Here is a 24,017-nt window from a genome sequence, read left to right as displayed (position 1 = left end):
CTTCGCGTTGCCCTTCGCGCCCTTGAGGCGGAGGATCTCGACGGCCTTCTCGAGGTCGCCGTCGGCCTCCTCGAGCGCCTTCTTGGTGTCGACCATGCCCGTGCCGAGCTGCTCGCGCAGGGCCTTGATGTCGGCGATGGTGAAGTTTGCCATGGGTGGTGGCTCCTTGCGTGTCGTGAGTTCTCGTGGGATGCCGGCGCGAAGCCGCCCGTCAGGAGCGGCTCCGCACCGGAGAAGTGGTCTTACTCGGCAGCGGTCGCTGCGGCGTCGCCCTCGGCCTTGGCCTCGGCGCCCGCGACATCGGCGGCCGACTCGGTGGCGATGGTCTCGACCTCGGCGACGTCGGTGACGACGGGCGTCTCGAGCAGCTCGCGCTCCCAGTCGGCGAGGGGCTCGGCGTCGGCGGACTCGTCGGTCGGCTGGTGACGCTGGATGAGGCCCTCCGCGGCGGCGTCGGCGATGATGCGCGTGAGCAGGCCCACCGAGCGGATCGCGTCGTCGTTGCCCGGGATCGGGAACTGGAACTCGTCGGGGTCGGCGTTCGTGTCGAGGATGCCGATCACGGGGATGCCGAGCTTCTGCGCCTCGCTGACGGCGAGGTGCTCGCGCTTGGCGTCGACGATCCAGATCGCCGAGGGCGTCTTGGTGAGGTTGCGGATACCGCCGAGCGACTTGTGCAGCTTGTCGAGCTCGCGCTTCTTCAGCAGGAGCTCCTTCTTCGTGAAGCCGCTGTCGGCGGGGTTCTCGAAGTTGAGCTCCTCGAGCTCCTTCATGCGGGCGAGGCGCTTGCTGACCGTCGAGAAGTTGGTCAGGAGGCCACCGAGCCAGCGCTGGTTGACGTACGGCTGGCCGACGCGCGTCGCCTGCTCGGCGATGACTTCCTGCGCCTGCTTCTTGGTGCCGACGAACAGGATGGTGCCGCCGTGCGCGACCGTCTCGCGGACGTACTCGTACGCCTTGTCGATGTACCCCAGCGACTGCTGCAGGTCGATGATGTGGATGCCGGAGCGCTCCGTCAGAATGAAGCGCTTGACCTTCGGGTTCCACCGGCGGGTCTGGTGTCCGAAGTGGACGCCGCTGTCGAGCAGCTGGCGAATGGTAACGACGGCCATGGCCGTTCTCCTTCTCTTTGGGTTGATCGCGTGGGCCGATCGGCCCGAGCGCCTGGTGCCCGGCGCACACCCGCTCACCGCTGTCGCGGTGAGACCTCGAGGTGTGGATGCCGCGGAATCCGTCCGGGGACGGGGCCGCTGTGGGCACGCGGAGTCACCCCGACCAGCGGGGTGCTCAGCCAGTGTATCAGCCGCAGCGCCTCCTCCCCCGACGCTCGCTGACGTCGGCCGCCCACAGATGCCCGTCGCGGCCGCCGTGGGTGGAAGGCGGCCGCGAGGGTGGAGCGATGAACGCAGATCGACAACGTCGCATGGTGAAACGCGTGATTGGGGTGGCAGGCACGGTGCTGGCGGTGACCCTCGCCGTCGTCTCCGGTGCATCCGGTGCCGCCGGGGCGGACGGGCATGAGCTGCGGCCGGCGAGTGGGTCCGCCGGCGCGGCGTCTGCGCGGTGGTCGTGGCCGGTCTCGCCGCCGCGCATCACGGTCGCCTACCGAGCGCCCGCTCATGCATACGGCCCCGGACACCGGGGCATCGATCTGGCCAGCGCAGTCGGTGCGGACGTACGGGCTCCCGACGACGGCGTCGTCGCCTTCGCCGGCGTCGTCGTCGATCGACCGCTGATCACGATCGACCACGGCGATGGACTGGTCTCGACGATGGAGCCCGTCAGCGCGATCGTGCCGGTGGGGACGAGTGTGCAACGGGGTGAACAGGTGGGCACCGTGGCGACGGGCGGTCCCACGGCGCCCGGCGAGATCCACCTGGGAGCGCGGAGAGACGACGTCTATCTCAATCCGCTGCGGCTGTTGGGCGAGGTGCCGCGGGCCGTACTGCTTCCGTGCTGCGAGCCCGCTCAACAACCGGGATAGGTGTGGCCGGCGACGCTGGCGGCCTCATCTGGACAGCCGGTGAGCACAGACACCGCGATGACGGCGGCATCGACAGCGGGCGCGCGGGTCTTCACGAGAGCAGGCCCGCGGCGCACTCACGCGCGAGGATGCGCCTGCCGGTAGGCGGCCGCCAGTCGCTCCGCCGAGACATGTGTGTAGATCTGGGTGGTTCCGAGGCTGGCATGACCGAGCATCTCCTGCACGGTGCGCAGGTCGGCGCCGCCGTCGAGCAGATGAGTGGCCGCTGAGTGGCGCAGCGTGTGAGGACCGACGCTCTGCCCGACCGTCGGGGAGACGACGCGCGAGACGACGTCGTAGGCGGAACGCGCGCCCAGCCGTGCGCCGCGGGCTCCGACGAACAGCGCCGCCGTTCCGGAGCCGCGTCCCACGAGCACGCAACGACCGCGCGCCAGATAGGCGTCGAGAGCGTGAGCGGCAGGAGCGCCGTATGGCACGACACGCTCCTTGCTGCCCTTACCCACGACACGGACCGTGCGGCGCTCGCGATCGATGTCGTCGACATCCGTCCCGCAGAGTTCGGACACGCGAAGAGCGGAGGCGTAGAGAAGTTCGACGAGCGCGGCGTCCCTCAACGCGATGGCATCGCGGCCGTGCGCGCGCGTCTCGGCATCCGTCAGCACGGCGGTCATGGCGGGCGCGGTCGCCACCTTCGGCAAGGAGCGCCCCCGGCGCGGGGCCACCAGTCGCAGCGCAGGGTCGACCTCGAGGCGCGCCGTCTGCCGAGCCCACGCGAAGAAGCCGCGCACGGCTGCTGTGCGCCGCGCGAGTGTCGCCCGTGCGTCGCCGCGTCGTGTCGCGGTCCACAGCCATTCCCGCAGATGCTCCAGATCGACATCCGCCAGATCGCGGTCTCCGATCACCGCGACGAGATCGCGCAGATCCCCCGCGTACGCGCGCACCGTCGCCGCGGACAGCCGCCGTACGTCCGAGAGCTCGCGCGTGTAGGCGTCGGCTGCTTCGGAGAGTCTCACCAGACCAGCATCCCTCGTCTCGAGGGTGCGCGGCGGGCGGCACACCGCAGTGCGTGGCTCGTACCGCGGTTCGCATGGCACCGCTCGTCACCACAGTCGCGCGGGTCGCGGCTCCGACCGGCGTCGCCATCCGTCGCCGCTGCGCTCGACACGTCCATCCAGTTCGAGTAGCGCAAGGATCCCGCTCGCCTCAGCGACGGAGAGGCCCGACAGGCGCGCGACCTCCGTGGTCGCACGCGCCCGACGACCGCTCAGCGCGTCCAGTACTCGCGTGCGCTCATCGGTACGCCCGCCGTCGCCGGGATCAGGCTCGTCGGCTGTGTCGCCAGAGATCCCCAAGAGCTCCCACGCATCGGCGGCGGAGGTCACACAGACCGCGTCCGCCTCGCGCAGGAGCCGGTGGCAGCCGGCGGATGCGGCGCTGGTCACAGGCCCTGGAACGGCGCCGAGGGCGCGTCCGAGCGCGGCGGCATGGTGAGCGGTGTTCAATGCCCCACTCCGGTGGGCAGCCTCGACGACGATCGTCGCACCCGCCAACGCGGCGATCACCCTGTTGCGCGCCAGGAAGCGCCACTTGGTCGGCGCTGTGCCGCAGGGCACTTCGGCGAGCACCAGCCCCGTCTGCGCGATCGCCGCGATCAGCTCATCGTGACCGGCCGGGTAGGGCCGGTCCACTCCGCCGGCCAGCACGGCGACCGTTGTCCCGTCGGCGCGCAACGCGCCGCGGTGCGCCGATCCGTCGATGCCGTAGGCCGCCCCGGAGACCACGACCACCCCCCTCGCCGCAGAGTCCGCGGCGAGCTCCGTCACGACGTGCGTGCCGTACGCCGTCGCGGCCCGCGCGCCGACGAGCGCCAGCGTGGCAGAACTCGACAGCGCGCGGACGTCGCCCCGAGCCCACAGACAGACGGGTGCGTGCACGCCCAGGTCATCGAGCGCGCGCGGCCAGACCTCCTCGCCCGGCACGAGGAGCCGCGCTCCCGCGCGGCGAGCGGCTGCCAGGACACGGTCGAGGTCGCCGTGGCGGGGCAGCCATCGGGCGCGCGCAGCACGGACATCCTCCTCGGTCACGCCGGCGCCACCGGCGAGGCCCGTTGTGCCCTCGCCCACGACACGCTCCAGCGCCTCGGCGGCACCGTAGCGCGCGATCAGCGCACCGGCCGTCCCGTCGCCCGGCTCGACGAGCGTCGACCAGGTGGCTGCGGCGTACGCGGTGCGTGCCTCGTCGTCGGAGAGCCCGTCACCGACCAGTCCGCGAAGGGCCGTGCGGGAGGCACCGGCGTCAGGCACGAGGCTCATGAGCCCACCCCCTTCTTGAGATACAGCGCCCGTCCGATGTCGGCCGCGCGCAACCGATCGTGACCGGCGAGATCCGCGACCGACCAGGCCACTCGCAGTACGCGGTCGTAGCCGCGCAGCGTGAGCGATCCGCGTTGCAGAGCGGCGTCCAGCGGACGGCGGATGTCGGCATCCGGGGCGAGAGGACCGTTGCGCAGCCAGGGACCGGACGCCTGGGCGTTCGTGGCCCACGGAGTGGAACGGAGGCGATGGCGGGCGCGCTCGCGTGCGGCACCGACCTGTTCCCGGACCTGCGCCGACGTCGTGGCCCCGGCCGCCGTCCCCGGCTGCGCGCTCGACACGCGCCGCAGTCCGAGTTCGATGTCGATGCGGTCGCGGAGCGGCCCTGAGAGCTTGCCGAGGTAGCGCCGAATCGCCAGCGACGGACACGTGCACTCAGCGGCCGGCACGCCGTAGTTGCCGCATGGGCAGGGGTTCGTTGCGAGAACCAGCTGGAACCGCGCCGGAAACACCGCACGAAAGCCGGCCCGGTGGATCTCGATCATGCCGGACTCCAGTGGCTGGCGCAGCGCGTCCAGCGCGTGCGGAGCGAACTCGCCGGCCTCGTCGAGAAAGAGGACTCCCCCGCTCGCGCGGGCGATGGCGCCGGGACGCACCGCGCGACTTCCGCCTCCGATCAACGCCGTCGCGCTCGCGCTGTGATGGGGTGCCTCGAAGGGCGGCGTCCGACACAGTGTGTCGACGGGTTCGCCGGCCAGCGACCGCAGCGACGCGGCCTGCACGGCATCCTCGTCGTCGAGGCCGGGAAGGATGCCGGGCAGTCGCCGCGCCAGCATCGTCTTGCCGGCTCCGGGCGGGCCGCTCATCAAGAGGTGGTGTGCACCCGCGGCGGCCACCGTGAGCGCGTCGACGGCGTCAGCCTGCCCGATGACGTCGACGAGATCGGGAACGTCGGCGTGGACACGACCACCGCCCGCGGCCGGGTGCGGAACGGGTTCGAGTGGCACCTCGTCCACGTCGAGGCCGTGCCAGCGTGCCACGTCGCGGAGGCTGACGGCCCCCAGGACCTCGACTCCTTCGACGAGGGCGGCCTCTTCCCGGTTCGCGAACGGCACGACCGCCTTGCGGATTCCCATCCGGGCCGCGGCCGCCACCGCCGGCAGCACGCCGGGGACAGGCCGCAGTCGGCCATCGAGTCCGAGTTCACCGATGTGCGCCGTCTGCGCGAGCGAGTCGCGATCGAGGGCGTGCTCGGTCGCGAGCGCGGCGATCGCGATCGCGACGTCGAGGGCGGAGCCCTGTTTGGGAAGATTCGCGGGTGAGAGGTTCACGGTGAGTTTGCGCCGCGGCAGCGGCAGCTCGCTGTTGGCGCAAGCGTTGTGCACCCGTTGATGTGCCTCGCCGATCGCCTTGTCGGCGAGCCCGATGATGACGAAGGCCGGCGTCTGACTCGACAGGTCCGCCTCGACCTCGATGAGATCGCCGTGCAGCCCCGTGAGCACCACCGCCCACGTCCTGCCGACCGTCATCGCACATCCTCGAGGTGCTCGATGCGCGCCGTGGCGGTGTCGCGGCCCGTGACACCGATGATGTCGACGCGGAGGCGGCGACCACGGGCGGCGGCCGGGTGCGCCGCTGCCCACGTCGTGGACAGACGCCACAGACGGGCGCGCTTTTGCGCATCGACGGCCTCGAACGGGTGGCCGTACGCGTCGGAACGTCGGGACTTCACCTCGACGATGACGACCTCCTCGCCGCGCAGGGCGACGATGTCGATCTCTCCGAACGCGCAACGCCAGTTGCGGGCGAGGATCGTGTACCCCGCCTCGCTCAGATACTGCGCCGCTCTCTGCTCCCCCGACCGTCCACGCTCGTCCTTGGCTGCCATGGAAGAGAGCGTGCCCCCGCTTCGACCGCGCGTCGCGGCATGTCAGCCCGTCGGTGGACAGGCCCGCTCAACGGCTCGGTGGGGAGGAAGAGTCGACGTGCAGGTGGAGAGGTCAGGAGTCGAGCGCGAGCTCGTCAGGAAGCTGGAAGTCCCTGCGCTGCATCTCCTCGACGTTCACGTCCTTGAACGTGAGCACGCGCACCGACTTCACGAAGCGGTCCGCGCGGTAGATGTCCCACACCCAGACGTCGGTCATCGAGATCTCGAAGTAGAAGTCGTGCTCGGTGTCACGACGCACGACGTTCACGTCGTTCGCGAGGTAGAAGCGTCGCTCCGTCTCGATCACGTAAGCGAACTGCGACACGACATCGCGATACTCCTTGTACAGCGCCAGCTCGAGTTCGCGGTCGTAGTCGTCAAAGCCCTCGTCGTCCATGGTGGTCCCATCCTATGCGGCCGGAGGAGCCGAGCGGATGCCGCGGCATCCGCTCAGAACAGTGTGGGAGCGTCGGCGATGGCCCACGATGCCCGGTGATGGGGGCTCAGACCGTGCGAACGGATCGCGCTGCGGTGCTCGAGGCTGGCGTAGCCCTTGTTGCGCTCCCAGAGATAGACCGGGTGCTCGTCGTGCAGGCGCATCATCAGGTCGTCGCGGGCGACCTTCGCCACGACCGAGGCGGCGGCGGCTGATGCGCAGTCGCGGTCGGCTTTGATGATCGGCTGCACGCGCAGACCCGAACCGCCTGCGGCGGTGATGTAGTCGTGATTGCCGTCCAGAATGATGATCGCGTCGTCGGGGACGAAGCCCTGCGCGCGCAGCTCGGCGAGTGCGCGCAGGGCCGCCAGGCCCAGCGCCCGCATGATCCCGACCTCGTCGATCTCGGCGGAACTCGCCCAGCCGACCGCGGACGCGTCGACCCAGGCGGCGGCTCGTGCGGCGACATCGTGCCGACGATGCGCGGCCACGAGCTTCGAGTCGCGCAGCCCCTCCGGGATCCGCTTTCGGGCCGCCGCCGGTCCGAGCGCCGCGGCACCGACGGCGACGGGCCCCGCGAGCGCACCCCGGCCGACCTCGTCGCACGCGATGACGATCTCATGCTCGCGCAGCAGGCGCCGCTCGACGGTCAGCCGCGGCGTGACGACACTCATCCGGCGCCGGGGGCCGGCACCCCCGCGAAGACGGCATGGTGCCCGTCGATCGTGCCGAAGCGGTCGAACGGCCAGGTGATGAGGAAGGCGCGCCCGACGACGTTGTCCACAGGAACGAATCCCTTGTTGGGCTGGTCCATGTTGTACCGCGAGTCGCGGGAGTGGTCGCGGTTGTCCCCCATCACCCAGAGCGAGTTCTGCGGCACGACGACATCGAACGGGACGGGCTGCGGCGCGCTCTGGCCGGGAGACAGATTCAGGTAGGGGGTCTCATCGATCGGTGTTCCGTTGACCGTGACCTGACCGATCGCGTTGCAGCACACGACGTGATCCCCGCCCACGCCGATGATGCGTTTGATGAGGTGCTCGTCGCTGTCCGAGGCGGTGATGCCGACGAGCGAAAGCAGCCAGTCGGCGGCCTGAGCCAGGGGCGGCTGCGCGGGGGTAGCCGGCGCCGGCGGCAGCCATCCGCCGGGATCACGGAACACGACGACATCGCCGCGCTGGTAGCCGCCGAAACGCGGCGTGAGCTCATCGACGAGGATGCGGTCCTTGATGAGCAGCGTCTGTTCCATCGAGCCCGACGGGATGTAGAAAGAACGCACCAGGAAGGTCTTGATCACGAACGACACGACGACCGCGATCAACACGATGACGAACACGTCGCGCAGAAGCAGCCAGACGCCGCGGCGTCGACGCTGACGGGAGGGAAGCACCGTATCCGGGGCCGTGGTGTTGTCCGAGCTCATGCCTGTCTTTCTTCGCTCCCGGCACCCGTCTGTGCCGCCTCTCAAGGGTCGCACATGCGGGCTGTGTGCAGCGTGCGCGCCTCACCGGATGCCGCGCGGCGTGCAGACGACGGATGCCCCGGACCGCGGGGTCCGGGGCATCCGAGGTGACAGCGCGTCAGCGGTCGCGCTTCTCCTTGATCTTGGCCTTCTTGCCGCGAAGGTTGCGCAGGTAGTACAGCTTCGCGCGGCGCACGTCGCCACGGGTGACGACCTCGATGTGGTCGATCACCGGGCTGTGCACCGGGAACGTACGCTCCACGCCCACCTGGAAGCTGATCTTGCGGACCGTGAAGGTCTCGCGCACACCGTCTCCCGAGCGGCCGATGACGACGCCCTGGAAGACCTGGATACGGGAACGGTTGCCCTCGGTGATGTTGACGTGCACCTTGACGGTGTCGCCGGGGGCGAAGACGGGGATGTCGCTGCGCAGCGAAGCCGCGTCGACGGCGTCGAGAATCTGCATGATCGTCACTTCCTGCGACCGCCACAGGTCGATCGCGAGATGGGGATGGAAAAAGGTGGCGTGTGCCCGAGGCATCCGTTGCCGGCGCCGTGCTCCCCTGAGGCAGAGCCTGTTCAGGGCACAAACATCCATTCTGCCATGGATGCCGAGCGCGTCAAAACCGACAGGTCACGAGCCCGGTGGCGTGTTCTCTCGGATGACGATGATCTCGTCGGGGCTCGAGCCGCCGGTCGGCTGTGGGCGAGGAGGTGCGACATAACCGACGCCACTCGCCGTGCGCAGGATCGACACACGCGGACCGGTCTCACGCCACAGCTGGCGCAGCGACGAGGACAGGGCCACGACACCGAGGATGACGGCCACGGCCAACGCGGGCCACCACCACCGGCTATCGAAGACGCCGAGCGCGACCAGCAGCAGATGCCAGGCGCCGATGATCCCGGCATCCGTCCAGGAGACCGCGCGCTCGGCGCGGACGGTGCCGCGGGCGCGCACGAGCAGGGCGAGGATCAACTGCCAGACGAAGACGACCGGTGCCGACAGGAGAACCCACAGCAGCGTCCAGGGACTGGCCCCGAAGACGATCCACCCGACGACAAGCCACAACGGCAGCACGAACGCCGCCGGAATCAGCCACCGGAAGAACGTCTGACGCAACCACATACCTGCGATGCTACGCCGGTCAGACAGAATGGATCCTGACGAAAGGATCACGATGATCGAGCTGCGCACTCCCGCCGAGATCGAGGCGATGCGTCCCGCGGGGCGTTTCGTCGCAGAAACTCTGGCGACGCTACGGGATGAGACGAAGGTCGGCACCAATCTGCTGGCCATCGATCGTCGTGCGCACGATCTGATCCGCCGGGCCGGCGCCGAGTCCTGCTACCTCGACTACCACCCGTCGTTCGGCGCGAGCCCCTTCGGAAAGGTGATCTGCACGTCGGTCAACGATGCGGTCCTGCACGGACTGCCGCACGACTACGCGCTGCGCGACGGCGACCTGGTGACGTTGGACTTCGCCGTCGCCGTCGACGGCTGGGTCGCCGACTCGGCCGTCTCGTTCATCGTGGGGACGCCTCGCGACGAGGACCTCGCCCTCATCGACACGACACAGCGCGCCCTGGATGCCGCGATCGGCGCCGCCACGACGGAGGGGCGGATCGGGGACATCTCGCACGCCATCGCCGAGGTCGCGCACGCCGACGGGTACCAGATCAACACCGACTTCGGCGGCCACGGCGTCGGACGCACGATGCACGGCGACCCGCACGTCCCCAACGACGGCAAGCCGGGTCGCGGCTACCCCCTGCGTCCGGGTCTCGTGCTGGCCCTCGAACCCTGGTTCCTGCAGACCACCGACGAGCTCGTCACCGACCCTGACGGCTGGACGCTGCGCAGTGCCGACGGCTCACGCGGCGCGCACGCCGAGCACACCGTCGCGATCACCGCCGACGGTCCGATCATCCTCACCGATCGCTCGTTCCTCGGCGTCGACTGAGGCCGCCGGTGGCGGCGCGGCCGCCGGTGGGGACACGGTCAGTCCGGGAGAAGATCCGGCCGTCTCGCGCGGGTGCGCTCGATCTGCTGCTCTCGGCGCCAGTCGGCGACACGGCCGTGATGGCCCGAGAGCAACACGTCCGGAACGTCGTAGCCGCGCCACGCCGCGGGCTTCGTGAAGGAGGGGTACTCCAGCAGACCGTCTTCGTGGGACTCCTCGATGAGGCTCTCGGGATTGCCGACGACGCCGGGAATCAGGCGGCCGACAGCCTCGATCATCGCCATCGCCGCCACCTCGCCGCCGTTGAGGACGTAGTCTCCGATGCTGGTCAGACTGACCTCGCCCAGAGTTGCCGCGTAGGAGAACACTCGCTCGTCGATGCCTTCGTAGCGGCCGCATCCGAAGACGAGATGCTCTCCGCTGGCCGCCCAGGAGCGCGCCGCCGCCTGCGTGAAGACCGCACCGGCGGGCGAGGGAAAGACGAACCGAAGCGGCTCGGTGGCGTCCGCGGCGATGGCGTCCAGCGCCTGCCCCCAGGGCTCGGGTTTCATCACCATGCCCGCGCCCCCACCGTACGGCGTGTCGTCGACCGTGCGATGGCGGTCATGCGTGAAGTCGCGCAGGTCGTGGACACGCACGTCAAGGATGCCCGCATCGCGGGCGCGCCCCAGAAGGGAGACCTCCAGGACGTCGAAGAATGCGGGAAAGATCGTGACGACGTCGATCCGCACGTCAGACCTCGGAGTCGACGGCTGCGGCATCCGCGTCGTCGTCATCCTCGTCCGACGTCGACGGCTCACGATCGTCGCCATCGCCGGGCAGCTCCTCGAAGAGTCCGGCGGGCGGGGTGACGGTCACGGTTCCCGCGGCGACATCGACGTCGGGCACGATGGCCGAGACGAAGGGGACGAGGATCTCGGCATCCGCTTCGTGCGTGCGAACGACGAGGAGATCCTGCGCAGGAAGATGATCGACGCGAACGACTCGGCCGACATCGCGGCCATCGCGCAGGACGGTGAGACCCACCAGCTGGTGGTCGTACCAGGCGTCCTCCTCCGCGGAGGAGCTCTCGTCCTGATCGACCCAGAGGATGGCACGCACCATGCTCTCCGCTGCGGTGCGGTCGTCGACGTCGTCGAAGAAGACGACCGGGTGGGAGTTCATCCATCGGAACTCGCGCACGGTGACGGTCTTGCCGTGCCACGGCGACGATTCCGGCACCTGAAGCGTGAAGACAGCTCCGGGCACGAAACGGCCGTCGGGATCGTCGGTGTAGAGCTCGAGCTTGAAGGCGCCCTTCAGGCCATGGGCCTTCACGAGACGCCCGACGCGCAGTTGGGTGCGCGCTGGTCCTGCAGCAGCCATCTCAGTCGTCCGCGACATCGACACGCACGCGTGCGCCGTCGGCCAGGGCCGACACGAGCGTCCGCAGGGCCTTGGCCGTGCGTCCGCCGCGCCCGATCACCCGACCTCGATCATCGGGGTGCACGCGCACCTCGAGGACGTCGCCTCGCGGCGACGAAGAGGAACGGATAGTGACATCGTCAGGGTGATCGACGATCCCCTTGACGAGGTGTTCGAGCGCGGCGGAGAGCAACGGACTTACTCTGCGTCGGTCGACTCGGCCTCGGCCGGAGCCTCGACCTCGGCAGCCTCGGCGGCGGGCTCTTCAGCCTTCTTCTCCACCTTGGGCTTGATGACCGACTTCTTGGCGGCGTCGACCTGGAACTCTTCCTTGGTCGCCGCCGTCTTCACGGTGGACACGGCGTTGGCGTCGCCCTTGAAGCGGCCCCAGTCACCGGTGAGCTTGAGCAGCGCGGCGACCTGCTCGGTGGGCTGAGCGCCGACCGAAAGCCAGTACTGCGCACGCTCGGAGTCGACCTCGATGAACGAGGGCTCCTCGGTCGGGTGGTACTTGCCGATCTCCTCGATCACGCGACCGTCGCGCTTGGTGCGCGAGTCGGCGACGACGATGCGGTAGTAGGGGGCGCGGATCTTGCCGAGGCGCTTGAGACGAATCTTGACAGCCACAATTCTCCTGAATGCTGTTGTGAGGTGATGAACGACGCTCGGGCTGTGGGGTGCACACCCGGCGGAGGCTCTAGGGTGGACGTGTTCGCCGGATAGAGGGTCGAGCGAACGGTCCAGCGTCCTATTTTGCCAGATCGTGACGGATGCCGCGAACCATCGCTGTTGGCGTGTCAGACTGTGCCCATGACGGTGCCCTTCGCGACATCCCGCCGTTCCTCTGTCGGCGTCGAATGGGAGCTGATGCTCGCCGACGAGCGCACCGGTGATCTCGTCCCGCGCGCTCCGGAGATCCTTGCAGCCGTCGGCGGCGGAGCCGCCCTCGAGCGTCACACGATCACGGGCGAGCTGCTGACCAACACGATCGAGGTCACCAGTGGTGTCGGCGACACCGTGGCGGCGGTCATCGACGACATCGCTGACGCGATCGCCGAGATCCGTACCGCGACCGACCCGCGCGGCATTGCCCTGCTCTGCGCGGGCAGCCACCCGTTCGCGCAGTGGTACGAGCAGAGTGTCACCGACAAGACCCGATACCACAAGCTCATCGAACGCACGCAGTGGTGGGGGCGAAACATGATGATCTGGGGTATCCACGTCCACGTGGGTGTCGAGGACGTCAACAAGGTCTTCCCGATCATCGGAGCGCTCACCGCGTACCTCCCCCACCTCCAGGCACTGTCGGCGTCGAGTCCGTTCTGGGCTGGTGAGCGCACCGGGTACGCGTCCAATCGCGCGCTCGTGTTTCAGCAGCTTCCCACCGCCGGGCTGCCGTGGCCGCTGACGGAGTGGTCGCAGTACGAGGCGTACCTCGATGACATGGTGCGCACGGGTGTGATGGAGGACGCCACCGAGGTGCGATGGGACATCCGTCCGGCTCCGAAGTGGGGCACGATCGAGGTGCGAGCATGCGACGGCATGTCCACGCTGCCGGAGCTGGCAGCGGTGGCCGCGCTGGTCCAGGTCCTCGTCGAGCACTTCTCGCGCGAGCTGGATGCCGGACGCGAGCTGCCCACGCTGCAGCCGTGGTTCGTCCGGGAGAACAAATGGCGCGCGGCGCGCTACGGCACCCAGGCGCGGGTCATCGTCGACAGGGACGGCACGCAGCGCCCCGTGTCGGAGCACCTGCGCGAGACGATCGATGCCCTGGCCGACGTCGCCGGCGACCTGCACTGCGCTCGCGAGTTCGCCGGCGTCGGGACCATCCTCGACGAGGGCGGCAGCTCGGCGCGTCAGCTGTTGGTCGCCGATGCCGCCGACGGAGATCTTCGCGCCGTGGTCCACCACCTGATCAGAGAATTCCGGGCGGGCCCGACGCTGCACGAACATCTCGCCTCCCGCCTTCTCTGAGGGCGGCCGTCGGGCTCGCGCCGGCGCCGTGATCGGCTCCCGACAAGAACAGGTCCCGGACAAAGGGCTTTCATATCCCGCCCGACGTAGAGTGACGTGGTGTCCGCCCGCAGGTTCCTCCCGATGATCGCGATTCGCGTTGCCGTCGCCGGCATCGCGGTGGTGACCATGGCGGGATGCAGCGCCTCGGCGCCGGATCGGAGCGTTCCCGCATCCCCGGCAGATTCACTGTCGGTGGCCGCGGTCGACGCCGCGACGTCGCCCCCGCGCGCCAGCGGCGGCGTCGTGGTCACGATCGGCGATTCGATCATGGCTGGTCTCGGTCTCGACGCCGACGAATCGTGGCCGGCTCTGGTCGCCCACGACACGGGCGCGGACATCGTGAACCTCGGATGCAATGGCGCGGGGTTCACGATCACCGGCGACTGCGGCGATGACTATGCCGGTCTCGTTCAGCAGGCGATCGCCCTGCACCCCGCGGTCGTGCTCATCCAGTCCTCGGACAACGACAGCGGCGCCTCGCGGGATGACATCGACGCGTCGACGCGCGCGACGGTCGACGAGTTGCGCGCCGCACTGCCGGACGCGCAGCTGATCGGGATCGCGACGCTGTCCCAGTTGGATTGGGATGAGCCCGACGCGATCGGGTGGTCCAGCGATGCGCTGCAACGCGCCGTCGCCGACGACGGCGGCGTGTTCCTCTCTCTCGGTCAACCTCTGCGAGGCCGGCCGGAACTGCTCCAGTGGGACGGCGAACACCCGAACAGCGACGGGCAGATCGTCCTCAGTCACGCCGTGGAGGCAGCACTGGACGATGCGGGAATCGTCCTGTGAACGCTCAGTTCTTGCCGAACAGCTTCTGAATCTCGGCGAGATCGGCTTCGCTCGGCGGCGTCGCGGCGGCACCGAGTCCGAAGCCCGAGCCCGTCGGGGCGCCCGTGTGGGCGGCGGCGAGTCCCGCGTTCTCGGCGGCACGCTTGGCGGGGTTTCCCGATCGTGAGCCCGCCTGCGACTTCTGCTTGCCGCGCTTGCTGGACGCGCCGGGCTTGCCGCCCATCGGACCCATCCCGGGGATGTTGGGCACACCGCCGCGAGCGACGGTCTTCATCATTTTCGCGGCCTGCTCGAAGCGCTGCACGAGCTGATTGACGTCGGTGACGGTCATCCCCGATCCACGCGCGATGCGAAGTCGCCGCGAGCCGTTGAGAACCTTCGGGTTGCGACGCTCGCCGGGGGTCATGGAGCGGATGATCGCTTCGGTGCGATCGATCTCACGGTCGTCGAAGTTCTCGAGCTGCTGCTTCATCTGGCCCATGCCAGGGAGCATGCCGAGCATCTTCTTCATCGAGCCCATCTTCTTCATCTGCTGAAGCTGCTCGAGGAAGTCCTCCAGGGTGAACTGCTCGGTCGCGAGCTTTTCGGCGACCTTGCGTGCCTCCTCCTCGTCGAACGCCTGCTGCGCCTGCTCGATGAGCGTCAGGATGTCACCGAGGTCGAGGATGCGGCTGGCCATGCGATCGGGATGGAACGCTTCCAGGTCCTCGAGGTTCTCGCCGGTCGATGCGTAGATGATCGGGCGACCCGTCACGGACGCCACCGAGAGTGCCGCGCCACCACGCGCGTCGCCGTCGAGCTTGCTCAGCACCACGCCGGTGAAGTCGACGCCATCCTGGAAGGCCTTGGCCGTGTTGACGGCATCCTGTCCGATCATCGCGTCGATGACGAAGAGCACCTCGTCGGGGTTGGTCGCCGTGCGGATGTCCGCCGCCTGCGTCATCAGCTCGGCATCCACACCGAGCCGGCCGGCGGTGTCGATGATCACCACGTCGCGCTGCTGGCGCCGGGCGGTCTCCACGCCCTCGCGCGCGACGCGCACCGGGTCACCCACGCCGTTGCCCGGTTCGGGTGCGTAGATCGCGGCGCCGGCACGCTGGGCGACGACCTGCAACTGGTTGACGGCGTTCGGACGCTGGAGGTCGGCGGCGACGAGGAGCGGGGTGTGCCCGTCCTTCTCCAGCTGCCGGGCGAGCTTGCCGGCGAAGGTCGTCTTTCCCGAGCCCTGGAGGCCGGCCAACATGATGACCGTGGGCGGGTTCTTGGCGAACTGCAGTCGGCGCTGCTGCCCGCCGAGGATGGCCACCAGCTCCTCGTTCACGATCTGCACGACCTGCTGGGCAGGGTTGAGGGCCCGGTTGACCTCGTCGCCGAGGGCGCGCTCGCGCACCTTCGCCGTGAAGTCCTTGACGACGACCAACGCCACGTCGGCATCCAGCAGGGCGCGCCGGATCTCACGGACGGTCCCGTCGACATCGGCAGGGGTGAGCTTGCCCTTCGTGCGAAGGTTGCGGAAAGTCTCTGTCAGCCGGTCGCTGAGGGTGCCGAAAGTCGCCATGATGCCCCGATTCTACGGGAATCCCCTCAGCCGGCTCTGCGCCGCGGCCTCTGGTCGCCGTCGTGCGTCATCGTGACGCGCCGGCGGCCCCGAGCGCGCGGTCGACCAGTCCGCTGAGGGCGGGGCGGGGCGCGTCGGACGCCGCCCAGGCCCAGATGGCGGCGAAGACGGCGGCGGACAGCGCAGCGGCGTGCACGTCGGCCTCGAGGCGCGCCATGCCCGTGGACACCAGGCTGTCGGACACGGCACGGCTGAGGATCCCGGTGCGGATCGCACGCTCGTCGGCGAGCTCGTCCGACAGACCCATCACGGAGCCGTGGATGATGGCCAGCGCGAGGCTGTCGGCTTGGATGTCGACGGCCGCCGCGCGCAGGGCAGCGCTCGGCGCTGCGCCGGCGCGCAGCGCCTCGACCGCGCTGCGGATGGCGTCATCGAGCGCGGCCCACAGAACCGCGGACTTCGACGAGAAGTAGTTGAAGAAGCTCGAGCGGCTCACGCCGGCGCGCTGCGTGATGTCGGCGATCGTCGTCTCGGCGAACCCGCGTTCGAGGAAGAGCTCTGTCGCCGCCTCCGCGATCGTGGAGCGCGACGTGGCGCGCGGGCGGCCGGAGGACATCTGCCCACTGTAGCGAGGCGTATTGTTGGACGCGGTACACAAACCTCGAACTCCCCCGCGAAGGAGCCCACCATGCTCGACGTGCAGACCGTCGGCCTCGCGCCCGACGTCGTCCCTTACACCGATGGATGGGCGCTACAGCGCTCCGTACACGCCGATGTCGTCGCCGGCGAGCGTCCCGACACCCTGCTGCTGCTGGAGCACGAAGCCGTCTTCACCGCGGGTGCCCGCACGGCGCGTCACGACCGTCCGACCGACGGCACCCCCGTCGTCGACGTCGACCGCGGCGGCAAGATCACCTGGCACGGGCCGGGCCAGCTCGTCGGCTATCCGATCGTGCGCCTCACCGAGCCGGTCGACGTCGTCGCGCACGTGCGCCGGCTGGAGCAGATCCTCATCGATGTGCTGGGCGGGCTCGGCGTCGACGGGTATCGCGTCGAGGGCCGCAGCGGCGTGTGGGTGCGTCGGCCGCTGTCCGAGGACAAGATCGCGGCGATCGGCGTGCGCGTCCAGCGCGGCGTCACGATGCACGGCTTCGCCCTCAACTGCGACAACTCGCTGCTGCCCTTCTCGCAGATCGTCCCGTGCGGCATCTCCGATGCCGGGGTGACGACCATCAGCGAGGTGCTGGGTCGCGACGTCTCTCCCGCCGACGTGCACGCTGCGGTCGCCGACGCTTTCCGCGCTTCGTTCGCCGCGCCCGCGGAGGTGGCCGCGTGAGCGCCTGCGGCATCACCCCGACCGGCGGCGAGGCCGGCCCCGCGAACGTCCCCGAGGGCCGGAAGCTCCTGCGCCTTGAGGTGCGAAATGCGCAGACACCGATCGAGCGCAAGCCGGAGTGGATTCGCACGAAGGCGAAGATGGGACCCGAGTACCAGGCCTTGCAGTCGCTCGTGAAGGGAGAGGGACTGCACACGGTCTGCCAGGAAGCGGGATGCCCCAACATCTACGAGTGCTGGGAGGATCGGGAGGCCACCTTCCTGATCGGTGGGTCGCAGTGCACGCGGCGCTGCGACTTCTGCCAGATCGATACCGGCAAGCCGGCCGACTACGACACGGACGAGCCGCGACGCGTCGCCGACAGCGTCCGGCGGATGCAGCTGCGCTACGCCACCGTCACCTGCGTCGCGCGCGACGACCTCCCGGATGGCGGCGCCTGGCTCAATGCCGAGACCATCCGGCAGATCCATGCCGTCAATCCGGGAACCGGCGTCGAACTGCTCGCCACGGACTTCAACGGGGAGCCTCGTCTCCTCGATGAGGTGTTCGCGGCTCGTCCCGAGGTCTTCGCGCACAACGTCGAGACCGTTCCCCGCATCTTCAAGCGCATTCGGCCCGCCTTCCGGTACGAGCGCTCGCTCGACGTGCTCACGCAGGCGCGAGCCGCAGGGCTGATCACGAAGTCGAACCTCATCCTCGGCATGGGCGAGGAGCCGGAGGAGGTCATCCAGGCCCTCCAGGACCTGCACGAGGCCGGCACCGACATCATCACGATCACTCAGTACCTGCGGCCCTCGCCTCGGCACCTTCCGGTTGCGAGGTGGGTGAAGCCGGACGAGTTCGTGGCGTTCAAGCAGGAGGCAGAGCGGATCGGCTTCCTCGGTGTTCTGGCCGGTCCCCTGGTTCGATCGTCCTACCGGGCGGGGCGACTGTGGGCCCAGTCGATGGTCGCCAAGGGGCGGGAGATCCCGGCACACCTGTCGCACCTCGCCGACACCGAGCTCGGCTTCGCGCAAGCGGTGTAAGGCGCGCGGCACCGCGGACGACGGTCAGTCGGCGCTGGTGACCGACTGCACGTCGCCGTCGCTGGTCAGGTTCACCAGCAGCACTTCATCGGTGGCGTCGGGGTCGAGGGCGTACTCGAGGACGGCGAAGGGATCCGTTCCACCGTGCTCGTCGGCGAGGATCGTCATGCTCACGAGCTGCAGCGACCGGATGATGTCGATGTGCGTGTCGCCGGAGATGTCAACGAGGACGTCTTCCAGATCCTCTCCCAGCGCCTCCTGCTGCTGAAGGAGGTACTCGGTGACCTCGCTGGTACGGTCGTCGAGCTCGGCCACCATCGCGTTGCGGGCCTGCAGGTCGATCTGCTCCAGCGCATGGATCAAGGCGGCCGCGACATCGAGTGCGGCAGCGGAGACGTCGTCCTGATCGGGTGCGGTCAGATCGACGGTGACCCGCTGGTCGGCGAAGTCGACGACCTCGGACCAGAAGATGGATCCGTCCGGCCCGGACTCCAACAGCCCGAAGTAGTCGTGCTCGATCGCCATGACCCTATGCAACCATCCTCGGCGTCCGTGCGCGACCCCGCCGCGCCATCAGTCGACGAGCGCGGACGCGAACACGTGCGGGGTGAAGCCGGTGAGGTCACCGATGCCTTCACCCTGGCCGAGGAGCTTGACGGGGATGCCGGTGCGTTCTTGAACGGCGAGAACGAAGCCGCCCTTGGCCGAACCGTCGAGCTTCGTGATCACGAGACCGGTGACGCCGGCGTGCTGGAGGAAGGCCTCGGCCTGCATGACGCCGTTCTGCCCCGTGGTCGCATCGAGAACGAGCAGCACCTCGCTGATGGGCGCCTGCTTCTCGATGACGCGGCGGATCTTCGTGAGCTCGTCCATGAGCCCACCCTTCGTGTGGAGGCGTCCGGCGGTGTCGACGAGGACGATCTCGACACCGTTCTGCTTGGCGTAGTCGATGGTCTGGAAGGCGACCGATGCCGGGTCCTGGCCCTCGTGCTGGGGGCGGACGATCGCAGCTCCCCCCCGCTCTGCCCACGTGGCCAGCTGATCGACGGCCGCAGCGCGAAAGGTGTCGGCGGCGCCGACGACGACGGAACGACCATAGCGCTGGAGGAACTTCGCGAACTTGCCGATCGTGGTCGTCTTGCCGACGCCGTTGACTCCCACGACGAGGACCACCGCAGGGCGCTCGGTGAGCCGGAGCGTCGTGTCGAACTTCGCGAAATGCTCTTCGAGAGTCTCTTTGAGCATCCGCTGGAGGTCACGCGGATCCGTCGTGCGGAACCGCTCGACCTTCTCTCGGAGCTCGTCGATGATCCGCTCGGTGATGTCAGGACCGAAGTCGGCGGTAAGCAGTGCCGTTTCCAGATCGTCCCACGTGTTGTCGTCGATCGTCGGCTTCACAAACATGCCGCGCAGAGCGCGGCCGAGCGACCAGGAATTCTCCGCCATATCTTCAGCCTACGGGTGCGCGGCACACGGCGACGGCGCCCCGCCCAGACGCCGATGCGTCAGAACGCGGGATACACCGTCAGACCCAGATATCGCGGCGTGAGGGCGGCGAACAGGGCCGTCGCGGACTGGCCCGACGGGCACTCCACCTGAGTCAGAAAACCGCCGGGCAGCCCGCGCAGGCCGCGTGCCGCGGTGACGTAGGTCTTGTCCTGCGCGGACCCGGCGATGATGCGCACGGCCGCCGTCGCCTCACCCGACAGCTGATAGCCGACGGTGCCGTCAGCCGCGTGGGCGGTCACGTCAGCCGGGCTCACCCTGGTCCACGCGGACAGGATCGCGTCGGAGAGCTCCCGATCGGAGGATGCGGCGGGGAGGTCGGCGACCGACCCCTGCCAGAAACGTACGACGCACTGCGTGGCGTTGTGCGTATAGGCCCAGTTTCCCTTCCCGTCGTCGGGCGACGAGAGGGTGAAGTCCTTGTCGGCGATCATCGCGTCGATCCACTGTGCCTGCATGCGGTTGTCGACGTCGTTTCCGTCGTCGAAGCTCAGAGTGTCCGGGACCCGAACGTCCGTCTCGCGGCCCGTCGGCTTGGGAGACGCCGACGCCGAGGAGTGCGAGGGAGTCGACTCGGACAAGGAAGGACCGCCCGCCGCGCAGGCCGTCAGTCCGACCGCCACGACCAGCAGCACCGGGAGTGAAATCGGGTGAGAAGACTTCATGAGCAGAACCTATCCATGCCGCGACGCGCGCCGTCGCTCGACGTGGACACCTGTGGATAACGCGCGACGCGCGTCACGCGCTCTCCCGTTCGCGGACGCGCTGACCGACCACAGCAGACACGCCGTCCTGTCGCATCGATACCCCGTAGAGCGCGTCCGCGATCTCCATCGTGCGCTTCTGGTGTGTGATCACGATCAGCTGGCTCGATGCGCGCAGCTTCTCGAAGACGCCCAACAACCGTCCCAGATTGGCATCGTCGAGAGCGGCCTCGACCTCGTCGAGGATGTAGAACGGGCTCGGCCGCGCCATGAAGATCGCGGTCAGCAGCGCGACGGCGGCCAGGGAACGCTCGCCGCCCGACAGCAGCGACAGGCGCTCGATCTTCTTGCCGACCGGACGCACCGACACCTCGATTCCCGTCGTGAGGGGGCTGTCGGGATCGGTCAGGGAGATGCTGCCGGAGCCGCCCGGGAACAAGATCGGGAACACCTCGCCGAACGCCAGGCGAGTGTCCTCGAAGGCCGCGAGGAAAATGGTCTGCATGCGTTCGTCGAGATCCGCGATGATCGTCTGCAGGTCGGAGCGCGTCTGGACGAGATCGGCGAGCTGCTCGGTGAGGAACGCGTGCCGCTGCTCGAGCGCGGCGTACTCCTCGAGCGCGAGCGGATTGACGCGCCCGAGCTGGCCGAGCTTGCGCTCGGCATCCTGCAGTCTCTTGCGCTGCGCCGCCCGGTCGTACGCCACGCCCTCTTCGCCTTCGTCCGGGGGCAGAGGAACGTCGGGGCCGTATTCCGCAACCAGAATATGTTCGTCGAGGCTCAACTCGGATCGGACGCGGTCCAGCACACTCGTGACGTGCAGGCGCTTCTCGTGCATCTGCAACTCGAGTCCGTGGACGCTTTCGGTGAGTCGCCCGAGCCGCTCGCGCACGGTCGCCTCCTCGGCGCGCAGTGAGGTCAGTTCGGCGGTCAGCGCGGTGCGTGCCTGCTCGGCGAGCTGAAGCTCCACGCGTGCCTGGGTGACCGAACGATCGACCGAGTCCAGTACCGGCGGCAGCGCATCTGCGACCTCGGCCGCGAGCGCCCGCTGTGCACGACGGATCACGGCGCGACGGGCGGCCTCCGCCGCCGCCGCGCGCTCACGTTCCCGCTGGCGCACGAGCTGATCGACACGTCCCTCTCCGGCGCGCACGCGCTCGCGCAGCGTCTCGACATCCAGACGTGCGCGCATCTCGCGGTCGCGCGCACTCTCCAGAGCGTCGAGCAGACCGTCACGCGCGGAGGCGTCCAGGATGGGACGGGGAGCCTGCTGGGCACCCTCGAAGGCGTCGTTGGCGACGCGTGCTGCTCTCTCGGCATCCGCGACCGCGGACGACGCCTGAGCGAGCCCGGCCTCCAACCGCTCGCACTCCGCGACGGCTGCCTCATGACGCACGGTGGCGCGGTTGACCTGCTCGGTGTGCGCCGCCAGGGCGGCATCGTGTTCGCGCAGGCTCTGAAGCGCATCCTTCGTCCGCGCCCGTGCGTCGTTCCAGGTCGTCTGGGCGTCCGAGAGAGCCTCGCGGAGCGAGTCTGCGACGACCGTGATCTCCGCGAGGCGTTCGGCGGCGGCATCTCGCTCCGCCGCCAACTCCAGCCGCGAGCGTCCGGCCCCGGAGCCGGCGTGGATCGTGTAGGACGTCACCCGCTCGCCCGCACGCGTGACGATCGTCGTCGCGGCATCCGGAACGTCGATGATCCTGCGGCGAACGGCGTGCGCGGAATCGAGGTCGTCGACGATCAGGACACGGGCGAGGATGCCGAGGATGCCGGCCGGTGCAGTAACCACCTCCGCAGCGGCGATCGCTCCCTCGGGGATCGCGGCCGCCGGCGCGCCCGCTTCCACGTCGGCGATCGTGATGTCGAGCCGCCCGAGATCGGCGTCGCGCGCAGCGCGAGCGGCGGCGATACCCGCGTCGATGTCGTCGACGAGCAGCCCCTCCGCGAGCGCACCCAGCGCGGCTGCGATCGCCGCTTCGTATCCCGAGCGCACCTTGACCGCGTCGCCGACCAGGCCGCGGATGCCGGCGCCTCCGACCGCGATCATCTCGGCCGCGGCGTTGCGGACATCCAGCGCCCGTCCGAGCGCCGCGGTCTGCGCCGTCAGCGATTCGCGTTCGCGTTCGGCGGCGTGAAGCCGCTCACGGATCGCCCCGACCTCGTTCTCGGCGGCGGTGGCGTCGCGCTGCGCACGCTCGTAAGCGGCAGCGTGCTCGGCAGAGGATCCCTCGGTCACCAATTCGGGATCGACCCCTGCGAGTGCCTCTTCCGCTTCTGCGCGCCGCGCCAGGGCCGCGTCGAGCGCACGCTGCTGGCGTTCGACGCCCGCGCGCACGGCCTCCAGGCGGGATGCTGCGGCATCTGCGGCTCCGCGGAGTTTCGTGATGCGCATGTCGTGCGCGGACACGAGCGCGCTCTGGGCGGCGATGTCGGAGTCGAGCGCGTCGAGTTCGGCACGGGCCCGCATCACGTCGCGCGCGGCCGCCTCCGCGGCATCCTGGGCGCCTCCGAGTCCGGCCGAGATCTCATCGATATCGGCCCGTGCCTCGTCGATCGCGGCCTGGCTGACCGTGGCGACCTCGATCCCGAGCGTGCCGTCGTCTTCGAGCAGAGCGAGACGCTGGCCCGCGAGCGAGAAGAGACCGCGCAGTCGCTCCTGCACGCGTTCCAAACCGAAGGCGACCGCCCGCGCCGCATCCACGGCTTCCGAGCGCTGCTGTGCCTCCAGCGCATCGATGCGCAGCTTCAGCTGCTCCGACTGATCCTGCAGCACGAGGCGCTCGGCGCTGCGCTCCTGCTCGGTGCGGGCGTGGTCGGCGAGCTGCGCACGCAGACCGACCAGTTCATCAGCGAACAGGCGGGCCTTGGCATCACGCACCACTGCCGCGATCGTCGCCGCCTCGCGAGCGATCTCCGCCTGCTTGCCGAGCGGCTTCAGCTGTCGACGCAGCTCTCCGGCAAGGTCGCTGAGTCGCGTGAGATTCGCCTCCATCGCTTCGAGCTTGCGAAGAGTCTTCTCCTTGCGTCGACGATGCTTCAGGATGCCGGCGGCCTCCTCTACGAAGCCGCGACGGTCCTCGGGGCTCGCTTGCAGCACGCTGTCCAGACGGCCCTGGCCCACGATCACGTGCATCTCGCGCCCGAGCCCGGAGTCGCTCAACAGCTCCTGCACATCGAGCAGGCGGCAGCTTGCACCGTTGATCGCGTACTCACTGGTTCCGCTGCGGAACAGCGTGCGGCTGATCGTGACCTCGCTGTACTCGAGCGGCAGCGCCCCGTCGCTGTTGTCGATCGTCAACTGCACCTCGGCACGGCCGAGCGGACCGCGCGTAGAGGTGCCCGCGAAGATGACGTCTTCCATCTTCCCGCCGCGAAGGGTCTTCGCGCCCTGCTCGCCCATGACCCACGCGAGAGCGTCGACCACGTTCGACTTGCCGGAACCGTTCGGACCGACGATGCAGGTGACGCCGGGCTCGAGCGCGAAGGTGGTCGGTTGCGCGAACGACTTGAAGCCTTTGAGCGTCAGGCTCTTCAGGTGCATCCGCGGGTCCTCCTGGGTGATCGTCCACCCACGCTAGCGGAACGACACGC

General features: G+C 69.2%; 26 protein-coding genes and 1 pseudogene. 6 read left to right on the top strand and 21 right to left on the bottom strand.

The annotated features are described in order from the left end of the window. Both ABS64_RS05060 and rpsB read right to left on the bottom strand, forming a co-directional pair. A pseudogene (locus ABS64_RS05060) lies at nucleotides 1-153 on the bottom strand (elongation factor Ts); the annotation flags it as partial. Between the two features lie 89 nt (nucleotides 154-242). Continuing rightward, the gene (gene rpsB / locus ABS64_RS05055) at nucleotides 243-1,112 is read right to left on the bottom strand and encodes a 30S ribosomal protein S2 (protein WP_061683708.1); all 870 of its coding nucleotides are present in this window, start codon (nucleotides 1,110-1,112) and stop codon (nucleotides 243-245) included. Nucleotides 1,113-1,399: 287 nt separating this feature from the next. Between rpsB and ABS64_RS05050 the strand changes: the two genes are divergently transcribed. Next, entirely contained in the window at nucleotides 1,400-1,984 is a 585-nt protein-coding gene (locus tag ABS64_RS05050) for a M23 family metallopeptidase (protein ID WP_292681496.1), read from the top strand. Between the two features lie 116 nt (nucleotides 1,985-2,100). On the opposite strand, the gene ABS64_RS05045 is transcribed toward ABS64_RS05050, so the two are convergent. The 9 genes from ABS64_RS05045 to ABS64_RS05005 all read right to left on the bottom strand — a co-directional run bounded on the left by ABS64_RS05045 (nucleotide 2,101) and on the right by ABS64_RS05005 (nucleotide 9,250). After that, on the bottom strand, nucleotides 2,101-2,997 hold the full coding sequence (locus tag ABS64_RS05045; RefSeq protein ID WP_061683707.1) for a tyrosine recombinase XerC: 897 nt from the start codon (nucleotides 2,995-2,997) through the stop codon (nucleotides 2,101-2,103). An 87-nt stretch (nucleotides 2,998-3,084) separates the two neighbouring features. Further along, nucleotides 3,085-4,296 carry a DNA-processing protein DprA gene (dprA, locus tag ABS64_RS05040; protein WP_292681492.1) on the bottom strand — a complete coding sequence of 404 codons (1,212 nt, stop codon included), beginning with the start codon at nucleotides 4,294-4,296 and terminating at the stop codon, nucleotides 3,085-3,087. Further along, nucleotides 4,293-5,825 (bottom strand): YifB family Mg chelatase-like AAA ATPase, encoded by a 1,533-nt coding sequence (locus ABS64_RS05035; protein ID WP_005050245.1) that lies wholly within the window; start codon nucleotides 5,823-5,825, stop codon nucleotides 4,293-4,295. The genes dprA and ABS64_RS05035 overlap by 4 nt, the downstream gene beginning before the upstream one ends. Further along, entirely contained in the window at nucleotides 5,822-6,184 is a 363-nt protein-coding gene (locus ABS64_RS05030; protein ID WP_036285343.1) for a YraN family protein, read from the bottom strand. The genes ABS64_RS05035 and ABS64_RS05030 overlap by 4 nt, the downstream gene beginning before the upstream one ends. Before the next feature lie 112 nt (nucleotides 6,185-6,296). Continuing rightward, nucleotides 6,297-6,620 (bottom strand): DUF2469 family protein, encoded by a 324-nt coding sequence (locus ABS64_RS05025; RefSeq protein ID WP_005050243.1) that lies wholly within the window; start codon nucleotides 6,618-6,620, stop codon nucleotides 6,297-6,299. Between the two features lie 53 nt (nucleotides 6,621-6,673). Next, nucleotides 6,674-7,333: a ribonuclease HII gene (locus tag ABS64_RS05020; RefSeq protein ID WP_036285341.1), complete on the bottom strand. Its 660-nt coding sequence runs from the start codon at nucleotides 7,331-7,333 to the stop codon at nucleotides 6,674-6,676. After that, nucleotides 7,330-8,082 (bottom strand): signal peptidase I, encoded by a 753-nt coding sequence (lepB, locus tag ABS64_RS05015; protein WP_016465037.1) that lies wholly within the window; start codon nucleotides 8,080-8,082, stop codon nucleotides 7,330-7,332. The genes ABS64_RS05020 and lepB overlap by 4 nt, the downstream gene beginning before the upstream one ends. A gap of 157 nt (nucleotides 8,083-8,239) precedes the next feature. Next, nucleotides 8,240-8,587 (bottom strand): 50S ribosomal protein L19, encoded by a 348-nt coding sequence (gene rplS, locus ABS64_RS05010; RefSeq protein WP_005050240.1) that lies wholly within the window; start codon nucleotides 8,585-8,587, stop codon nucleotides 8,240-8,242. Nucleotides 8,588-8,755: 168 nt separating this feature from the next. Continuing rightward, entirely contained in the window at nucleotides 8,756-9,250 is a 495-nt protein-coding gene (locus ABS64_RS05005; protein ID WP_036285339.1) for a hypothetical protein, read from the bottom strand. 52 nt (nucleotides 9,251-9,302) lie between these two features. On the opposite strand from ABS64_RS05005, the gene map reads away from it, so the two are divergent. Further along, a complete protein-coding gene (gene map, locus ABS64_RS05000) occupies nucleotides 9,303-10,085 on the top strand; it encodes a type I methionyl aminopeptidase (RefSeq protein WP_005050238.1) in 783 nt (260 codons plus the stop codon). 38 nt (nucleotides 10,086-10,123) lie between these two features. Here map and trmD read toward each other — a convergent pair whose 3' ends face one another. From trmD to rpsP, 4 genes are read right to left on the bottom strand one after another with little or no spacing between them, the layout of a single operon-like run. After that, nucleotides 10,124-10,816: a tRNA (guanosine(37)-N1)-methyltransferase TrmD gene (trmD, locus tag ABS64_RS04995; protein ID WP_005050237.1), complete on the bottom strand. Its 693-nt coding sequence runs from the start codon at nucleotides 10,814-10,816 to the stop codon at nucleotides 10,124-10,126. Nucleotide 10,817: 1 nt separating this feature from the next. Next, nucleotides 10,818-11,450 carry a ribosome maturation factor RimM gene (gene rimM / locus ABS64_RS04990; RefSeq protein WP_005050236.1) on the bottom strand — a complete coding sequence of 211 codons (633 nt, stop codon included), beginning with the start codon at nucleotides 11,448-11,450 and terminating at the stop codon, nucleotides 10,818-10,820. Between the two features lies 1 nt (nucleotide 11,451). Next, the gene (locus tag ABS64_RS04985; RefSeq protein WP_036283489.1) at nucleotides 11,452-11,682 is read right to left on the bottom strand and encodes an RNA-binding protein; all 231 of its coding nucleotides are present in this window, start codon (nucleotides 11,680-11,682) and stop codon (nucleotides 11,452-11,454) included. A 5-nt stretch (nucleotides 11,683-11,687) separates the two neighbouring features. Beyond that, nucleotides 11,688-12,116, bottom strand: a complete 429-nt coding sequence (gene rpsP, locus ABS64_RS04980; protein WP_292681469.1) for a 30S ribosomal protein S16 — start codon at nucleotides 12,114-12,116, stop codon at nucleotides 11,688-11,690. 183 nt (nucleotides 12,117-12,299) lie between these two features. Here rpsP and ABS64_RS04975 point away from each other — a divergent pair, with 183 nt between their 5' ends. Together ABS64_RS04975 and ABS64_RS04970 are read left to right on the top strand one after the other, a co-directional pair. Continuing rightward, complete coding sequence (locus tag ABS64_RS04975) at nucleotides 12,300-13,463, top strand: glutamate--cysteine ligase (protein ID WP_036285335.1); 1,164 nt, start codon at nucleotides 12,300-12,302, stop codon at nucleotides 13,461-13,463. A gap of 99 nt (nucleotides 13,464-13,562) precedes the next feature. After that, nucleotides 13,563-14,297, top strand: a complete 735-nt coding sequence (locus tag ABS64_RS04970; RefSeq protein WP_292681465.1) for an SGNH/GDSL hydrolase family protein — start codon at nucleotides 13,563-13,565, stop codon at nucleotides 14,295-14,297. Nucleotides 14,298-14,301: 4 nt separating this feature from the next. Here the strand turns inward: ABS64_RS04970 and ffh are convergent, their stop codons facing one another. Both ffh and ABS64_RS04960 read right to left on the bottom strand, forming a co-directional pair. Next, complete coding sequence (ffh, locus tag ABS64_RS04965) at nucleotides 14,302-15,855, bottom strand: signal recognition particle protein (RefSeq protein ID WP_292681462.1); 1,554 nt, start codon at nucleotides 15,853-15,855, stop codon at nucleotides 14,302-14,304. Between the two features lie 67 nt (nucleotides 15,856-15,922). Beyond that, on the bottom strand, nucleotides 15,923-16,471 hold the full coding sequence (locus ABS64_RS04960) for a TetR/AcrR family transcriptional regulator (RefSeq protein ID WP_292681459.1): 549 nt from the start codon (nucleotides 16,469-16,471) through the stop codon (nucleotides 15,923-15,925). Nucleotides 16,472-16,492: 21 nt separating this feature from the next. On the opposite strand from ABS64_RS04960, the gene lipB reads away from it, so the two are divergent. Both lipB and lipA read left to right on the top strand, forming a co-directional pair. Beyond that, nucleotides 16,493-17,191, top strand: a complete 699-nt coding sequence (gene lipB, locus ABS64_RS04955) for a lipoyl(octanoyl) transferase LipB (RefSeq protein WP_292681510.1) — start codon at nucleotides 16,493-16,495, stop codon at nucleotides 17,189-17,191. Nucleotides 17,192-17,202: 11 nt separating this feature from the next. Next, nucleotides 17,203-18,216, top strand: coding sequence for a lipoyl synthase (lipA, locus tag ABS64_RS04950; RefSeq protein ID WP_292681508.1), 1,014 nt, complete (start codon nucleotides 17,203-17,205; stop codon nucleotides 18,214-18,216). Nucleotides 18,217-18,240: 24 nt separating this feature from the next. Here the strand turns inward: lipA and ABS64_RS04945 are convergent, their stop codons facing one another. From ABS64_RS04945 to smc, 4 genes are all read right to left on the bottom strand, one after another. Beyond that, nucleotides 18,241-18,741 carry a DUF2004 domain-containing protein gene (locus ABS64_RS04945; protein WP_036285320.1) on the bottom strand — a complete coding sequence of 167 codons (501 nt, stop codon included), beginning with the start codon at nucleotides 18,739-18,741 and terminating at the stop codon, nucleotides 18,241-18,243. Nucleotides 18,742-18,789: 48 nt separating this feature from the next. Beyond that, a complete protein-coding gene (gene ftsY / locus ABS64_RS04940; protein WP_036285318.1) occupies nucleotides 18,790-19,662 on the bottom strand; it encodes a signal recognition particle-docking protein FtsY in 873 nt (290 codons plus the stop codon). A gap of 59 nt (nucleotides 19,663-19,721) precedes the next feature. After that, a complete protein-coding gene (locus ABS64_RS04935) occupies nucleotides 19,722-20,387 on the bottom strand; it encodes a hypothetical protein (protein ID WP_292681454.1) in 666 nt (221 codons plus the stop codon). A gap of 73 nt (nucleotides 20,388-20,460) precedes the next feature. Next, nucleotides 20,461-23,967, bottom strand: coding sequence for a chromosome segregation protein SMC (smc, locus tag ABS64_RS04930; protein WP_292681451.1), 3,507 nt, complete (start codon nucleotides 23,965-23,967; stop codon nucleotides 20,461-20,463). Between the last annotated feature and the right edge of the window lie 50 nt (nucleotides 23,968-24,017).

The sequence above is a fragment of the Microbacterium sp. SCN 69-37 genome (assembly GCF_001724435.1).
Taxonomy (GTDB): domain Bacteria; phylum Actinomycetota; class Actinomycetes; order Actinomycetales; family Microbacteriaceae; genus Microbacterium; species Microbacterium laevaniformans.
The sequence above is the reverse complement of the archived record's forward strand: the minus strand, read 5'-3'. Positions and strand labels throughout refer to the sequence as shown.

Excerpts from the sequence above, each read along its gene's own strand:
- rpsB (WP_061683708.1), bottom strand. The coding sequence starts at position 1,112 with ATGGCCGTCGTTACCATTCGCCAGCTGCTCGACAGCGGCGTCCACTTC.
- ABS64_RS05050 (WP_292681496.1), top strand. The coding sequence starts at position 1,400 with ATGAACGCAGATCGACAACGTCGCATGGTGAAACGCGTGATTGGGGTG.
- dprA (WP_292681492.1), bottom strand. The coding sequence starts at position 4,296 with ATGAGCCTCGTGCCTGACGCCGGTGCCTCCCGCACGGCCCTTCGCGGA.
- ABS64_RS05035 (WP_005050245.1), bottom strand. The coding sequence starts at position 5,825 with ATGACGGTCGGCAGGACGTGGGCGGTGGTGCTCACGGGGCTGCACGGC.
- ABS64_RS05030 (WP_036285343.1), bottom strand. The coding sequence starts at position 6,184 with ATGGCAGCCAAGGACGAGCGTGGACGGTCGGGGGAGCAGAGAGCGGCG.
- ABS64_RS05025 (WP_005050243.1), bottom strand. The coding sequence starts at position 6,620 with ATGGACGACGAGGGCTTTGACGACTACGACCGCGAACTCGAGCTGGCG.
- ABS64_RS05020 (WP_036285341.1), bottom strand. The coding sequence starts at position 7,333 with ATGAGTGTCGTCACGCCGCGGCTGACCGTCGAGCGGCGCCTGCTGCGC.
- lepB (WP_016465037.1), bottom strand. The coding sequence starts at position 8,082 with ATGAGCTCGGACAACACCACGGCCCCGGATACGGTGCTTCCCTCCCGT.
- rplS (WP_005050240.1), bottom strand. The coding sequence starts at position 8,587 with ATGCAGATTCTCGACGCCGTCGACGCGGCTTCGCTGCGCAGCGACATC.
- ABS64_RS05005 (WP_036285339.1), bottom strand. The coding sequence starts at position 9,250 with ATGTGGTTGCGTCAGACGTTCTTCCGGTGGCTGATTCCGGCGGCGTTC.
- map (WP_005050238.1), top strand. The coding sequence starts at position 9,303 with ATGATCGAGCTGCGCACTCCCGCCGAGATCGAGGCGATGCGTCCCGCG.
- rimM (WP_005050236.1), bottom strand. The coding sequence starts at position 11,450 with ATGGCTGCTGCAGGACCAGCGCGCACCCAACTGCGCGTCGGGCGTCTC.
- ABS64_RS04975 (WP_036285335.1), top strand. The coding sequence starts at position 12,300 with ATGACGGTGCCCTTCGCGACATCCCGCCGTTCCTCTGTCGGCGTCGAA.
- ffh (WP_292681462.1), bottom strand. The coding sequence starts at position 15,855 with ATGGCGACTTTCGGCACCCTCAGCGACCGGCTGACAGAGACTTTCCGC.
- ABS64_RS04960 (WP_292681459.1), bottom strand. The coding sequence starts at position 16,471 with ATGTCCTCCGGCCGCCCGCGCGCCACGTCGCGCTCCACGATCGCGGAG.
- ABS64_RS04945 (WP_036285320.1), bottom strand. The coding sequence starts at position 18,741 with ATGGCGATCGAGCACGACTACTTCGGGCTGTTGGAGTCCGGGCCGGAC.
- ftsY (WP_036285318.1), bottom strand. The coding sequence starts at position 19,662 with ATGGCGGAGAATTCCTGGTCGCTCGGCCGCGCTCTGCGCGGCATGTTT.
- ABS64_RS04935 (WP_292681454.1), bottom strand. The coding sequence starts at position 20,387 with ATGAAGTCTTCTCACCCGATTTCACTCCCGGTGCTGCTGGTCGTGGCG.
- smc (WP_292681451.1), bottom strand. The coding sequence starts at position 23,967 with ATGCACCTGAAGAGCCTGACGCTCAAAGGCTTCAAGTCGTTCGCGCAA.